The following is a 13869-nucleotide window of genomic DNA, read 5'->3' on the forward strand; positions in this document are numbered from 1 at the left end:
TGCGGCGACGGGCGTGCATGGTGCCAATCGGTTGGCGTCGAATAGTTTGTTAGAGGCGGCGACATTCGGGCGTCAGGCCGGACGGGCGGCGGCGCGTGAGGGCGCGGTGGCTGTGGGGGCAGTGTCGGCGGTGATGGTGGGGGGTGACCTGCCGGAGCCGCAGATGATGGCGCTGAGGGCGGCTATGACGCGGTATTGCGGCGTGGTGCGTGACGGGGCGGGGTTGGAGGCTTTGTGCCGGATGCTGGACGAGATGGCGGTGAGCCATCCTGTGGCGCTGTCGGTTGTGGCGGCGCAATTGGTGGCTGAAGGGGCGCTGGAGCGGCGCGAGAGCCGTGGTGGGCATTTCCGCAGTGACTATCCGCAAACGGACAAGGTGGCCCTGCACACGCGCATGACAGCGCGGGTAGCGGTGGCGGCGTGATGGATTTGAAGGACGTGAAGATGGTGCGCGAACTGCCTGATCTGGTGATCGAGCCTGTTGTGCGGATGGCGCTGGCCGAGGATCTGGGGCGCTGTGGCGATGTGACGGCGCAGGCCTGTATTCCGGCGGATGCGACGATGAAGGCCCAGTTCCGTGCGCGTCAGAATGGCGTGATGGCAGGCGGGGCGGCTGTGCGGATCGCCTGTCTGATGATGGACCCCAAGGCGCGGGTAGAGATCCTCGTGGCCGATGGCAGCGACATCCGTAAGGGCGATGTGCTGGTCGAGGTCGAGGGATCGGCGCGGGGGCTGCTGGCGGCAGAGCGGACGGCGCTGAACATCCTTGGCCGTATGTGCGGGATCGCGACGCAGACGCGGACCTATGTGCAGGCGGTGGCGGGGACAAAGGCGAGGATTGCCGATACCCGCAAGACGACGCCGGGGCTGAGGGCGCTGGAGAAGCACGCGGTGGCGTGCGGGGGCGGGATCAATCACCGCTTTGGCTTGGATGACGCCATCCTGATCAAGGACAATCACGTTGCGGTCTGTGGCGGCGTGGGCAAGGCTGTACGCGCAGCCAAAGCCTTTGCGCCGCACCTGATGAAGGTGGAGGTCGAGGTGGACGGTCTGGATCAGCTGGACGAGGCGCTGGCTGAAGGCCCCGACGTCGTCATGCTGGACAACTTTACGCTGACCGACATGAGCGAGGCTGTGCGGCGCGTGAAGACCAGCGGCGTTCAGGTTGTTTTGGAAGCGTCGGGTGGGGTGAATCTCGACACGGTGGCGGGGATTGCCGCGACGGGTGTCAATGTCATCTCCGTGGGGGCGCTGACCCACTCGGTAATCCAGCTGGATATCGGGCTGGATGCGGTCTGACGACCGGTAGATTTTACGGTTATTTGAGGAACGGGACGCCGGAGCAGGGGTTAATTACCCACGCTCTGGCGTCCTGTTTTCCTGTCAGGTCGCTGCTGCCAGCGGCGCGGTCTGGACAGAGGCCGCGTTCGTGCTCACCGGAACCACCTGAACGGTGGCGGCAGGTTGAGCCACAGGCTTGGTTTCTGCGGGAGCGGTTTCGGCCTGCGGAGCCGAGTACGGGCGAGGGCCCTGAGGCTCGGCCGTGATCGAGGCCTGCATCACACGCGGAACAGCGGCAGAGGCCTGAATCTCGCTCGAGAGATTGGATGCCGAGCCGTTGCGACCGCCGAAGCGATAGAACATGTGGCTGCCGACCTGATTGACCCGCACCAGTTGGTTGCGCCACGAGGGCGAAACGGCCGTGGTGTGGAAGTGGGTCGCCGCGCCAACGGCACTGTAGGTCTCGCCAGCCAGAGCCGCCGACGCGATATCACGCGCGCGGTTCCATGCGGCGCGGTTCACCGCAGCGCGCATCGCACCATTGCAGGTGAAGCTGAACTGGCAGCCGGTCGAGCGGTTGGAGCCCTGGAAGACGACGCCGCAAACGGTCTTGGGGAAGGCCGGATGGCGGGCGCGGTTCAGAACCACCTGCGCCACGGCCTTCATGCCGTTGTGGCCTTCGCCGCGGGCTTCGTAATAGACGGCCTGGGTCAGGCATTCGAGATCGCGCGATTGGTCGCGGGCACCCGAAACACGGAAGCTGCCGACTTTCTCGGGAGTGGCGAGTGACTGAAGGCGGGCAGTAAGAACTTCGGACTGACGGTCGCGCAGGGCAGCGCCGTCGATCGCATAGGGGTCATGGCGATTGGCAATCGCCAGTGCGCTGGCATCGAGGCCGCCAGCTGCGAGGGCCATGGCTTCCTGGCTGTACCCGTTCATACCGGCGGTCGAAATCCGCTCGGCCTGGGTACGCACCGTCGAAGCCTGGGCGGATACACCGCCCATATAGGCTCCTCCGACCGCGAGCGTGATCAGGCCGCCAACAGCAGCGGTCACCGCGACAGGGCGCGGGTCCAGCTTGCGCATGGCGTGTTTGATCTCACGCAGGGGCGAAGAGAGTGACAAATGATCATTCCTGTGTGGCAGGGCGAGAAACGCCGCCCCTTAACTCCGGTAGTCACAGTCGGACGATGGGTCCGTACGCAATCACCAGAACCGCGATCACCGGACAGAGCGATCAGCGGAAGCCGGGCCTTAAGCCATCTACTTGTGGCGGAAATGTGATTGATTCGATGTTTGTTGTGAAGATGTGGACAAAAGTCTCGGGTATTTGAGTAGGGGTTGAGTGCCGCGTTTGGTGCCCTGTGTCGAGCTATAAGCTTATCTTGCGAATACTGTATTGGTAAGTTGATGCAATTGTGCGGTGAAGAGCTTGGCCGTACCGGAAACCGTTTTCGTTAATGCGCGAATACTTGAAAATGCATTAGCTTGACCGTGGGGAACCTTGGCCGGATCACCGCGTTTTAATTACAATCGATTCAAGGAGTTCGGTCCGATGAAGAACTATCGTTCACAAATCATTACTACCCTGGCCCTCGCGGGCCTGTCGGCGGCCATGCTGGCGGGCTGTGGACACACCATCGAGCAGAAGGCGGCGACCGGCGCGGTGGCCGGCGCTGTGGTTGGTGGTCCGGTCGGTGCGGCTGTAGGTGGTGCAGCAGGTGCGGCTGTCGGTCATGCCGAAAAGCCGAAATAGGACGCTTCTCTCGGCGTAAAGCTTCTCGCGAAGGCACCCCGTATCGGGGCTGGCGGAGCGAAGAAGACGGCACCTTGAGCCAGACCTTCTATCGGGGTCTGGCTCTTTTTTATGCGCGTCGGGGTTTAAGCACGGCGCGAAGCTGGCTGGGAGTATAGGGCTTGGGCAGGAAGGCCCAGGGGGTATTGCGCAGGGCTTCGGCCTCGCCCGGGAAACCGGAGGACAGGACCACGCGCATGTTGGGCCAGACTTCCGAGACACGGTTGGCCAGTTCGATGCCGCTCATCCCGCCGGGCATCAAAATGTCGCTGAGCAGAATGTCGAAGGTCTCGTTATCCAGCCGCTTCAGTGCCTCGGCGGCATTGGGGACACGTTCGACCTGGAGGCCCTCGCCGCTCAGCACGGCAGCGGCCAGTGCGGCGACGTCATGGTCGTCCTCGACGAGCAGGAGACGCTCGTTTTTCGGGGGCTCCGCGGAGGCGTCCTGATCCGGTTGGGGGTGGACGATGACTTCGTCGGACAGGTCTGCGTCGGGCGTAGGGGCTAGGCGCGGGTCGAGCCAAGGTAGGAACAGATTGATGCGCGTGCCCTTGTCCGGCTCGGACTGGATGGAGATGGAGCCACCGCTTTGGCGGGTGAAACCATAGACCTGTGACAAGCCCAGACCCGTGCCGTGTCCGACGCCCTTGGTGGTGAAGAAGGGCTCGAACACGCGGCGCTGGACGTCCTCGGTCATGCCCGAGCCGTTGTCGGCGACGGTGACGCGGATATAGCGACCGGGCAGGAGGTCCGACGGGTGGATGGCAGGCTTGGTCGACTTGGGCGCAGGCGCAGGCGTGCCGAGCGGCAGTTCGGGATCGGCCAGCGCAGGCACGCTATAGTCTGCCGTCTCCACGCTGATGCGGCCATCGGCCGGCGAGGCGTCGCGGGCGTTGACCAGAAGATTGATTAGCGCGGCCTCGAATTTCGCTGAGTCAACGAGAACGGGTGCTGGGCCGCTCTTGAGCTTGAAGGTCAGGGTCATGCCGTCGCCGACCGCCTGATGCAGCAGGGGCTCGCCTTCTTTGATGAGGGCGTTGATATCGGTCGAGGACGGGCGAAGCGTCTGGCGACGCGAGAAGGCCAGCAACTGGCCCGTGAGACGCTCGCCACGGCGTGCGGCGGCGAGGGCCGCTTCGACCATCTTCTGGCGGCGGGCGGGATCTTCGGTTTTGCGGATGATCTCCAGACCGCCCATGATGACGGTCAGCAGATTGTTGAAATCGTGGGCGACCCCGCCGGTCAGACGACCGACCGCTTCGAGGCGATGGGAGCGGACGAGATCGGCCTCGGCCTTTGCCTTTTCGGCCAGAGCGGCGCTGACGCGTTCTTCGAGCAGTTCGTTGATGCGTTTCAGGTCACGCTCGGCGCGCTGGCTCTCTGTGGCATCGACGCTGACGCCGGTGAAGCCGACCAGAGTGCCGCTGATATCGTAGCGCGGGGCGGCTTCGGTGCGGATCCAGCGCTCGCCATAGGTCGGGTGGCAGATGCGGCCGAGGAAGGAGAAGCGGCGCTCTTCGCGGGTGGCATCGGCGAGGGTCTGGTCGAAGCTCGGCAAATCCTCGGGGTGCGTCATCGAGCGCAGCGTCGAGAGCAGGCGATGGGGCGGCATGCCGCCGAAGACGCGGCGGAAGCGGCGGTTGCCAAACTCGGTATTGCCCTGCGCATCGACCATCCAGATGACGGCAGGGGCGCTGTCGGCAATGGTGCGGAAGCGGGCTTCGGACTCTTGGATGCGGGCGGCGGCTTCGTGGGTCTCGGTGATGTCGAAGGCCGTGCCGATCAGGCCGATGCGGTTGCCATCGCGGTCATAGCGAGGCTGGTGCATCGAACGCAGCCAGCGCCACTGGCCGTCGTGGCGGCGATAGCGGGCCAGCATGGTGAAGGGCTCGCCGCTGGCCATTCCGGCCATAAAGATACTGCGGGTCCGGTCGAAGTCTTCCGGATGAAGGTAGGACTGCCAGTCATCGGGTGTGACTTCGTCCAGTGACGTGCCGGTGAACTCCAGATAGGCCCGGTTCACAAACCGTCCGTTGTTGGAGTTGTCGGTCAGCCACAGCATGACGGGCACGGAATCGGCGATGGTGCGGAAGCTGTGGCGGGTCTCGGACAGGGCGTCTTCGGCCTCGCGGGTGGCGGTGATGTCGAGGATGATCGCCAGGACCGCATAGGACTGGCCGTCGTTGTCCTGAAGGGCGCGAACATCGACAAGGGCGCGTATTATGCCGCCGTCGGGGCGGACGTAGCGCTGTTCAAGCTGCCAGCTGGTGCGCTCCATCCGTGCAGCAGTGTTGATGTCGTAGCGCAGGCCGTCGAGGTCGCCCGGATGGGTGAACTCGATGACGTTGTGGCCGACGATCTGGTCGAGGGGACGGCCGACCATTTCGGCGAAGCGGGCGTTGGCTTCGAGAACCACGCCGGCCAAATCGGCGCGGACAATGCCGGCCGAGGCCTGGTCGATGATGGCGCGCAGTTCGCGTGCGACCGTGCGGTGCTCGGTCATCACTGCATAGAGCTGGCCGTGGGCCAGATGCAGGCGTCTTAGCGAATGACGCAGCGAGGCACCGACCGCGCCGCAGACTGTGCCGATGAGGGCGAAGCTGAGGGCTGAGGGCGGGAAGGGATTGTTCGGAATGCCCAGTGCAGCGCCGTGTCCCATCAGGAAGGACATGCCGAAAATACAGAGTGCAATGGTCAAAAGACTGGCTGCGAAGCCGCCTGCGAGGCCGCTCAGCAGAACCGCGGGGATAAGGAGAGAGAAGCCGACGACATGACCGAGGAAGGGACCAAAGGCGATCCGAAGACCAAAGAAGGCGAGGGTCAGCGCAATGGCAATCGCGATGCGATAAGGCCACGACGGCAAGGGGCCGCCTGCGAGCCGTCCGATGTTGCGGTCTAGAAAGGAGGTGCCTTGATCAAGGCGGGCTTCGGGCATGCGGTACGGTCAGACGTCGACGGGAGGATTTTGGCGGGCGCGGTCGTGTTGAATAATGGCTGACTGTGCAACGCCAAAGGTTGGAGGACGTTCCGTTTGCGGTAGCCGAGTGATGGATGCTGCGATGGCGAATTTGCCGATGCATGTTCCATTTTCAACGCGCGAACCTACATACAGAGCCTAGCTTTCACCGAAGTCATCATAGAGGGGTCAAATGAGCGAACACATCGATACCGGATTTAGCGACAGCCAGCGCGAGGCCATTGCGCAGGAACTGTCGAAGATGCTGGCCGACAGCTATGCCGTTTATCAAAAGACGCATGGTTATCACTGGAATGTGCGCGGGCCGGAGTTCTTCAGCCTGCATGGACTGTTCCAGCAGCAGTACACCGAGATTTGGACCGCGCTGGATGATATCGCCGAGCGTATCCGGGCTCTGGGCGTTCTGGCTCCGCAATCGGGTTCGGCCTTTGGCAATCTGACGTCGATTTCGGAAGGCAATCCGGACAAGTCGGCGCAGGATATGTTGAGCGAGCTGGTGCGTGACCATGGCACCGTTATCAAAACGGCCCGCGCGGCGCTGAAGGTGGCCGAAGAGGCCGGCGACGAGGCGACGGTGGACCTGATGACCCAGCGTCTGGCCGCGCACGAGAAGGCGGCGTGGATGCTGCGTTCCAGCATCGCGCGCTGAGCCGTCTCATCAAACCTTAATGTAGACGTCCGAAAACTGCCGGATTGGGCCTGTTTATCAGGCTGTCCGGCAGGGTTCGGGCGTTTTGTCTTTGTTGAAGGTCCCCCACCGTTTGCTGATGTCGTTGTTGCCACAACCCAAGGAGCGTGACGCGGAAGGTTCGCGTCTGCGTCGGGTGATGCCTGTCGCACTGGCGGCGGGGGCGGCGCTGGTGGTGGCTATGGCGAGCGGCATGTCAGCGTGGTCGGAGCCCAAGCTGGACATGGTGCGTACCGCAGAGGCTGTGGCCGAGGCTGCGGGCGGTAGCTATGGCGTCGATGGTCTGGCGGGCGTGATGTCGCGGCTGGACGGGGCGCAACTGGCGCTGGCGCTGCGGCATGACCCGGCGATGGGTATTGCGGCTATTCCCGGCCTGACACCGGGGTGGGAGAGCCTGAGATTGGCGGGTAAGCCGGATCCGTTTGCGACCATCAGCGGTTTGGAGGCTTTGCGGCTCAATGCGGCGACGCAGGGCGATGCGGTGGTCGCCGCTGCGCCGCCTTTTGCCTTCAGGCCGCAGAGCGACGCGGATCGGCAGCGGGCGTTGCGGTGCCTGACACAGGCGGTCTATTACGAGGCGGCGCTGGAGCCCGACGAGGGGCAGGCCGGTGTGGCGCAGGTGATCCTGAACCGCGTGCGCGACCCTAACTATCCCAGCAGTATCTGCGGCGTGGTCTATCAAGGGGCCGAGCGCAATACGGGCTGTCAGTTCACCTTTACCTGCGACGGCAATCTGGCGCGGACGCCTGTGCCGTGGGCCTGGGAGCGCGCCAAGCGGGTGGCCGAGCGGGCGCTTGCCGGAGCGGTCGCTGCCAAGGTTGGATCGGCCACACACTATCATGCCGACTATGTACGTCCGTGGTGGGCCCCCAGCTTGACCAAGGTCTCGCAGACGGGGGCGCATATCTTCTATCGCTGGCCTGGTGCGGCAGGAGCGGTGGCTTCGCTGAGCCAGAGCTATAGTGGACGTGAGCCTGTTATCGACGAGGCGCGCTTTGCCCGTCCGCGCGATGTGGTGACGGCGGCGCTGGCTGATGACGGCATGGCCGAGAAGAATGCCGAACTGGTGCGCGATCTGTTGGGTACCGGCAACCGCACTGTGGAGTTCGAGGGCACGACCAAGATTGTGGGGGCACCCAGCCTTGGCGGGCGGCGTCAGCCGACGGCCAAGGAAATCTCCGACATTAACGATCGTCTGAAGGCGTTCGAGGAAGGGCGCTCGGCGACAGCTGCGGCTCCTGAGACGACGCCTGAGGGTTAAGGCCTATTTCAGTTGCGCGGCGTGGGCGGGCTGCAGCTGTCGATTTGATAGATAGGCGGTTTGGGCGGCCCGTTCGTCTTCGCTGAAAGGGATGTCGGTGACGCCTTCGATGGGGTGGTACTCGCCCCAGCCGTAGTGGTCGTTATAGGTCTGGCCCATCTCGTTATAGGTCGAGGCATGGAAGGCTTTGACGAAGCGGGCGTCCGGTTCTCGCATGACGTCGGCTTGAGCGCTGACGAGGCTGCATTCCATGCTGTCGTCGGTTTCCCAGATTTCGAACAGAATTGCCGCCATCGTTCACCTTTGCCGTAAAGAAAAAGGCCGCTCCGAAGAGCGGCCTTTGCGTTATGCGGCTTGAGCCTTTTTGTGGTCTTCCTCGGCGAGGAAGCGGCCTGCGTCGAGGGCGGCCATACAGCCCATGCCCGCGGCGGTGACGGCTTGGCGATAGACATCGTCGGTGACGTCGCCCGCGGCATAGACGCCTTCGATGGCGGTCTTAGGGGTGCCCGGCTGGACGACGATGTAGCCGCCTTCCTTCATTTCCAACTGGCCCGCGAACAGTTCCGACGACGGGGCGTGGCCGATGGCGATGAAGACGCCGTCAGCGTCGATGTGCGAGGTCTCGCCCGTGACGGTGTCTTTCAGGCGTACGCCGGTGACGTTCTTGGCGAAGCCGTCCACGGCACCGACGATTTCCTCGACGGCGCTGTTCCAGATGATGTTGACCTTCGGGTGAGCGAACAGGCGCTCCTGAAGGATTTTTTCCGAGCGCAGGGTGTCGCGGCGGTGAACCAGCGTGACGCTCTCGGCGAAGTTGGTGAGGAAGAGGGCTTCTTCGACGGCGGTGTTGCCGCCGCCGACGACGACGACCTTTTTGCCGCGATAGAAGAAGCCGTCGCAGGTAGCGCAGGCCGAGACGCCGAAACCTTGGTAGGCAGCCTCAGACTCCAGACCGAGCCATTTGGCTTGAGCGCCGGTCGAGATGATGATGGTCTCGGCGAGGATTTCGGTGCCGCTATCCAGCGTCAGGCGGAACGGGCGCTGTGACAGGTCGGCCTTGGTGACGATGTCGTGGATGACCTCGGTGCCGACGTGTTCAGCCTGCTCCTGCATCTGCTGCATCAGCCACGGACCCTGAATGGTCTCGGCGAAGCCCGGATAGTTTTCCACGTCGGTGGTGATGGTCAGTTGGCCGCCCGGTTGCAGGCCTGCGATCACAACAGGATTCAGCGAGGCGCGGGCGGCATAGATGGCGGCGGTCCAACCAGCAGGGCCGGAGCCGATGATGGCGACGCGAACAGTACGGGCTTCTTGGGTCATGGCCCGTATTTAGAGGGTGATTCTTCGCTTCGCCATCTCTGGCTTCGCTTATTTGTGGTCCTCGGCGAACTCGCTCTCCAGACGCTGGAGGTCGCACGGGGCGGTGAGGGCGATTTTGGCGCGCTGATAGGCCATCTCGGCCTGCTGTCGAGCTGCGGCGCGGAAGGCGGGGCTGCCCGACTGTTGAAGCGCGAAGAGCGACTTTTGCAGGCGCAGCTGGATCTCGATCAGGTGGGCACCGTCGCGGGCGGGGAGCATGAAGGCATCCTCGAAAAGGTCGGCGTCGGACAGAGGCGAGACATAGAGGTTGGGGTATTCGACCTCGGCGTCTTCGCGGCCCTTGCCCCATTGGGCCAGCAGGCGGGTCTGGCGGCCGATGACGTCCAGCGCCGTGCCGGGATCGTTGGTGGCGGGCGACAGGGCACGCGAGGCGACCTCGGCCATGACGGCCAGACCGAAACGCGGGTCCTGATCGAAGGTGCGGGTAGCGGCGATGACGAACTGGTCCAGCAGGCGGCTGCGGGTTTCGTTATCGAGGGGGCCGACAGCGTACATCAGTACGGTGTCCTCGTAGCAGAAGCTGCCCGCGTTCACTGGGAGGTAGGCGGTGAGGCCGTGCGTCTCGCACAGGCGCGACAGGGCGCTGATGTCGACGAACTGGAGATAGCCGATCTGGCCGGAAAGGATCGGGGTTGCGCCAGCCGGGAGGGTATCGTCGCAAGGATTGGCCCCGAGATAGGGAACAGACAGGCGAAGTTCGATGGCCTCCCGCGTGGCGGCCTCTACGCGGTCGATGGTGGTGCCGACACGGCCCAGCGAGATCAGGTGGTTGATCCAGCGCAGGAGCTGCACAACGATCAGGGCGATGACGAGGATGGTGATGACGAACAGGACGGCGCGGCCCTCGTCGCCGTAGGAGCCCGTCCTCAGCACGATGATGCCGACGATGCTGAAGATGAAGGAGCCGATGAAGGTCGACAGCACATTGTGCGTGACCTTGTCTTCCATCAGCAGCTTGGTCGCGCGCGGCGTGACATTGGATGTGGCGGCGCCAAAGGCCGAGGTGACCGCGCCCAGAGAGAAGGTTGTGACGGCCAGCATGCTGGAGGCAATGATGTTCAGCAGGCTGTCGACAGCCTCACGCGAGACCTCGATGGGCAAGGACCACGGGAAGAAGCGGTCTGATACGGTCGCGATTAAGGCTGTGGCGATGCCCAGAACAACGGACAGGATGGCCTGCCACCAAAGCTGGCGGCGGATGCGGCTGAGCAGCCATGTTCCGTATTGCATGGGCAAGCTCCGGACCTGACGGGAAGGCAGGTAAAACCCCGACAGGGCCGGAGGGTTCCGGTGGGGGCGTGTGCCCGCCTAGCCGTTGTCGCGCGCGAAGGTGTAGGCGTTCAGGGCGTACTGCAGGCCTTCGCGCTCGTCATCGCCGCCCCATGCGCGATAGTCGATCGCGCGCAGTCCCTTGTTGAAGGCTGCCAGAACCTGATGTTCTGCATTGGCCCAGGACATGGCGTTGGCGTGCTCGTTCTGGAGCCGCACGCAGGGGAAGCGGTCGATCAGATCGAGGTAGCCCGCGTTCAGCAGATCGACGTTGATGAGGGTGTCGCCGACATCCAGTTCGCCGATATTGGCCAGATTACCGTAGATGTAGGCATAGGCACCACGGGCGTAGATGTCCTTCGTCTGGTCAACGGCCCAGCGGGCGAACTCGTCGAGGGTGGATGCATCCTCGCCACGCCAGCGGGGAAGCAGTTCCTGACCATGTTCGCGAAGGAGCTGCAGGTTGGTCTTGTCCAGCACGAACACCTGTTGGAAAGCAGCGTTCAGGTCGTCCAAGGTGCGGGTCAGGCGGGTCGCCGAAATATAGTACTGGGCGTACCACGGATAATGCTGGGGATCGCAGTCCTTGCCCTCTTCGACGCGGACGGCATCGGACTGGGCCATGAGGGCCTCGCAGCCACGCACGTTCCAGCTGTGGGCAAGGTCCATAGAGGCTTCACCCGTCGCGTCGGACCAGTTTTCGCCGCGCACGCTGTCGGCCACGTTGAAGCAGGCTTCGGCCAGCATCACGGCGGTATAGGGCTCTGGACGGCGGCGGTAGGCTTCTTCGAACGGGGCGACATAGGCCCGTGCCGCGCTGGTGCCGATCAGTTCACCGCAATCACCGAGCCAGTAATGCGAGACGGCGGCCACGCGGGTGCCCCACGGCACGGTGGCGCCACGTGCAATCGCCTCTTTGACCTGATCGGCGTAGGCGAGAAGTGTGTCGGCACTTTTAGGGGCGCTGGCCGCCGCCGCGACCAGGGGGGCGCAAGATCCCCACAGTTCCTTCTGGGTCGCGATCCGGAAGCCGTCCGGGGCCTTGATCCTGTTTTTGCGGGGATCTGTTTGCGGAAACAGAAAACTCAAAAACGACACTGAACGACCCTCGGAAAACTCTACTACAAATAGGAACTTAGCCCTTTTCGGATGAACGCGGCCTGACGGGCATGCGTTCCGTCGGCGTGGAAGTATTTCAACGAAGAAGGGCGATTACAGCCTTGGCCGCACGACGGGTTTCGTTAAGCGCGACATAGGTCCAATCCGGCAAGGTACCGTCGAAGGGACGGGTCGCGCCGTGCGTCTCAAGGGCAGCGTGCAGACGTTTGAACTTGGTCTGCGGCCTGATCGGAACCATGGGCAGGACGTGGACCGGCTTGCCGGTGGAGGCAGCCTCGGTGGCCATATTGGCGCTGTCCTCGGTGACGAGGATGTGGTCCGCGTAATGCAGCATGGCAAAGAGCGGGTTCTCGCCTGCGCCGTCCCAAATCATGCCAGGGAGGGCCTTGAGCCGCTGAGTCATGACCGTTTGCGCCAAGAGCGGGGTTCGGCGCGAGAAGGTGACGAGGAGGGAGCCGCCCTTTTCCTCGACCGTCTCTGCGATGAGGTCGGCGAGGACGGCAGCGTGGTCGAGCGTGAGGTCGAATGCCTTGGAGGTGCCGCCGATCATCACCGCGACGCGCGGGTGGGGCAGGGCCTCGATCTGTGTGGCGAAGGCAGGGGCGGCGTCGACCAGCTTTTGCGGGGTGATGCGGTGGGGGCTGCCTAGGATCGGCAGGACATTGGGACCGGTGACGTTGTCGTGCTCGGGCGCGACGATCAGGTCATAGGCGCTGTTTTTCCAGCGCGGGTCCTGTGTCTGGACGACGAGGGTCTTACCCTTGGAGGCGGCCTTGATACGCACCGACAGCGGCAGGGTGGCGCGGCCGGTGGCGATCCAGATGTCGGGATGCGGGGTTTTCTTGAGCAGGCCGTCGCCGTGATCCAGCATCCACGGCTGTTTCAGCGCGGACGGCAGGCGGTCGAACATCGGCTTCCAGCGGATGTGGAAGCGGGTGATCTCGGCAGGTGTCTCGGCGTCGATGGCTTCGGCAAGGCCCAGGGACTGGTTCTCGATGCCGGCGCGGCCGTCCGAGACGACCCAAATGGACAGAGGGCGCGTGACATGGTCACGCGCCCCTGAATCCGTTGGTGGTGTGGAGTTTACTTCCACTCGACCTTGAGAATTTCGTAGCCCTTCACACCGCCGGGGGTGTTCACCTCGACCACGTCACCGACCTCTTTCGAGATCAGGGCGCGTGCGATCGGGGAAGAGATCGAAATCTTGCGAGCCTTCACGTCAGCCTCGTCGTCGCCGACGATCTTGTAGAAGGACTCTTCTTCGGTGTCCTCGTCCACGAGGTGGACGGTGGCACCGAACTTCACGGTGTTACCCGAAAGCTTGGCAACGTCGATGACCTGTGCGCGCGAAAGCTTATCTTCGATTTCTGCAATCGAGCCTTCGACCCAGCCCTGACGCTCTTTAGCGGCATGGTACTCGGCATTTTCCGACAGGTCGCCGTGCTCGCGCGCCTCGGCAATGGCGGCGATCACTGCAGGTCGTTCGACCTGCTTGAGTTGCTTCAGTTGATCGTCGAGAGCACGATAGCCCTCGGCCGTCATCGGCACTTTTTCCATTGTGTCGTGAGTTTCTTGCTACGCCCGAAGACAGATGAAAGACAGTAGTCCGGTACGCCTGCGGCCACGGGGCGTTGCATGACCGGGGGTAAGAAGCTGGGCCAAAGCCCCCTAAAAGTCAAGATGGGCGTCTGTCGACAGTGCGTTGCAGCCCGGATCAGGCCCGGCGTTGGGTGTGCCGGATAACTTTGTTCTGAACCGGCGGCAGCCGGCGCGCGCGCGAGTGGGCGCGGCCCAGACGGACAAGCGCGCTGAACGAGACAATGGCCAGCCAGACCAGTGCCGCATCCCCGATAAGGTTGAAGAAGGTCGGCAGGAAAATCACGCCGCTGGCCATGAATGCGAACATGAAAGCCAGCGCCGCGATCAACAGAATGATCGATGGGAGGACAGAGAGGCGCATACCTCGTTAACGGGTCAAAACCCCTAGAGGTTTCAAAGAGATCACCGGTTGCTCAACCATGTCCGGATCGGGTCGTGATCGTGGCGAACCGGCGTTATTTCAAGACCTGAATGTGGCCTCAGGCGTAGGCATAGTCTCC

At 63.4% G+C, this 13869-nt stretch carries 13 protein-coding genes and 1 pseudogene; 5 read left to right on the forward strand and 9 right to left on the reverse strand.

The annotated features are described in order from the left end of the window. Together OB03_RS10790 and nadC are read left to right on the forward strand one after the other, a co-directional pair. Positions 1 to 424: pseudogene (locus tag OB03_RS10790) on the forward strand (L-aspartate oxidase); the annotation flags it as partial. Between the two features lie 20 nt (positions 425 to 444). Continuing rightward, on the forward strand, positions 445 to 1299 hold the full coding sequence (nadC, locus tag OB03_RS10795) for a carboxylating nicotinate-nucleotide diphosphorylase (protein WP_461344153.1): 855 nt from the start codon (positions 445 to 447) through the stop codon (positions 1297 to 1299). 84 nt (positions 1300 to 1383) lie between these two features. On the opposite strand, the gene OB03_RS10800 is transcribed toward nadC, so the two are convergent. Continuing rightward, positions 1384 to 2406 (reverse strand): cell wall hydrolase, encoded by a 1023-nt coding sequence (locus OB03_RS10800; RefSeq protein WP_461344144.1) that lies wholly within the window; start codon positions 2404 to 2406, stop codon positions 1384 to 1386. Between the two features lie 430 nt (positions 2407 to 2836). Here OB03_RS10800 and OB03_RS10805 point away from each other — a divergent pair, with 430 nt between their 5' ends. Further along, positions 2837 to 3037 (forward strand): hypothetical protein, encoded by a 201-nt coding sequence (locus tag OB03_RS10805; protein ID WP_242914507.1) that lies wholly within the window; start codon positions 2837 to 2839, stop codon positions 3035 to 3037. Between the two features lie 109 nt (positions 3038 to 3146). Here the strand turns inward: OB03_RS10805 and OB03_RS10810 are convergent, their stop codons facing one another. Further along, positions 3147 to 6011: a PAS domain S-box protein gene (locus OB03_RS10810; protein ID WP_461344145.1), complete on the reverse strand. Its 2865-nt coding sequence runs from the start codon at positions 6009 to 6011 to the stop codon at positions 3147 to 3149. Between the two features lie 214 nt (positions 6012 to 6225). Here OB03_RS10810 and OB03_RS10815 point away from each other — a divergent pair, with 214 nt between their 5' ends. Then, a complete protein-coding gene (locus OB03_RS10815; protein WP_461344146.1) occupies positions 6226 to 6702 on the forward strand; it encodes a Dps family protein in 477 nt (158 codons plus the stop codon). Between the two features lie 118 nt (positions 6703 to 6820). Beyond that, positions 6821 to 8002, forward strand: a complete 1182-nt coding sequence (locus OB03_RS10820) for a cell wall hydrolase (protein ID WP_461344147.1) — start codon at positions 6821 to 6823, stop codon at positions 8000 to 8002. 3 nt (positions 8003 to 8005) lie between these two features. Here the strand turns inward: OB03_RS10820 and OB03_RS10825 are convergent, their stop codons facing one another. The 7 genes from OB03_RS10825 to OB03_RS10855 form a co-directional block, all read right to left on the reverse strand. Continuing rightward, entirely contained in the window at positions 8006 to 8296 is a 291-nt protein-coding gene (locus tag OB03_RS10825; protein ID WP_461344148.1) for a hypothetical protein, read from the reverse strand. A gap of 51 nt (positions 8297 to 8347) precedes the next feature. Next, positions 8348 to 9322 carry a thioredoxin-disulfide reductase gene (gene trxB / locus OB03_RS10830; protein ID WP_461344149.1) on the reverse strand — a complete coding sequence of 325 codons (975 nt, stop codon included), beginning with the start codon at positions 9320 to 9322 and terminating at the stop codon, positions 8348 to 8350. 48 nt (positions 9323 to 9370) lie between these two features. After that, positions 9371 to 10612, reverse strand: a complete 1242-nt coding sequence (locus tag OB03_RS10835) for a DUF2254 domain-containing protein (RefSeq protein ID WP_461344150.1) — start codon at positions 10610 to 10612, stop codon at positions 9371 to 9373. A gap of 78 nt (positions 10613 to 10690) precedes the next feature. After that, on the reverse strand, positions 10691 to 11740 hold the full coding sequence (locus OB03_RS10840; protein ID WP_242914514.1) for a hypothetical protein: 1050 nt from the start codon (positions 11738 to 11740) through the stop codon (positions 10691 to 10693). Between the two features lie 106 nt (positions 11741 to 11846). Continuing rightward, positions 11847 to 12863, reverse strand: coding sequence for a mitochondrial fission ELM1 family protein (locus OB03_RS10845; protein ID WP_461344151.1), 1017 nt, complete (start codon positions 12861 to 12863; stop codon positions 11847 to 11849). After that, complete coding sequence (gene greA / locus OB03_RS10850; RefSeq protein ID WP_242914516.1) at positions 12854 to 13327, reverse strand: transcription elongation factor GreA; 474 nt, start codon at positions 13325 to 13327, stop codon at positions 12854 to 12856. The genes OB03_RS10845 and greA overlap by 10 nt, the downstream gene beginning before the upstream one ends. 157 nt (positions 13328 to 13484) lie before the next feature. Next, positions 13485 to 13730: a hypothetical protein gene (locus OB03_RS10855; RefSeq protein ID WP_461344152.1), complete on the reverse strand. Its 246-nt coding sequence runs from the start codon at positions 13728 to 13730 to the stop codon at positions 13485 to 13487. Positions 13731 to 13869 lie beyond the last annotated feature (139 nt).

The sequence above is a fragment of the Brevundimonas sp. GN22 genome (assembly GCF_054824005.1).

Bases quoted from the DNA above. Each gene is read 5' to 3' on its own strand.
- greA (WP_242914516.1), bottom strand. From the start codon at position 13,327: ATGGAAAAAGTGCCGATGACGGCCGAGGGCTATCGTGCTCTCGACGAT.
- OB03_RS10805 (WP_242914507.1), top strand. From the start codon at position 2,837: ATGAAGAACTATCGTTCACAAATCATTACTACCCTGGCCCTCGCGGGC.
- OB03_RS10820 (WP_461344147.1), top strand. From the start codon at position 6,821: ATGTCGTTGTTGCCACAACCCAAGGAGCGTGACGCGGAAGGTTCGCGT.
- OB03_RS10815 (WP_461344146.1), top strand. From the start codon at position 6,226: ATGAGCGAACACATCGATACCGGATTTAGCGACAGCCAGCGCGAGGCC.
- OB03_RS10835 (WP_461344150.1), bottom strand. From the start codon at position 10,612: ATGCAATACGGAACATGGCTGCTCAGCCGCATCCGCCGCCAGCTTTGG.
- OB03_RS10810 (WP_461344145.1), bottom strand. From the start codon at position 6,011: ATGCCCGAAGCCCGCCTTGATCAAGGCACCTCCTTTCTAGACCGCAAC.
- OB03_RS10855 (WP_461344152.1), bottom strand. From the start codon at position 13,730: ATGCGCCTCTCTGTCCTCCCATCGATCATTCTGTTGATCGCGGCGCTG.
- OB03_RS10825 (WP_461344148.1), bottom strand. From the start codon at position 8,296: ATGGCGGCAATTCTGTTCGAAATCTGGGAAACCGACGACAGCATGGAA.
- nadC (WP_461344153.1), top strand. From the start codon at position 445: ATGGTGCGCGAACTGCCTGATCTGGTGATCGAGCCTGTTGTGCGGATG.
- trxB (WP_461344149.1), bottom strand. From the start codon at position 9,322: ATGACCCAAGAAGCCCGTACTGTTCGCGTCGCCATCATCGGCTCCGGC.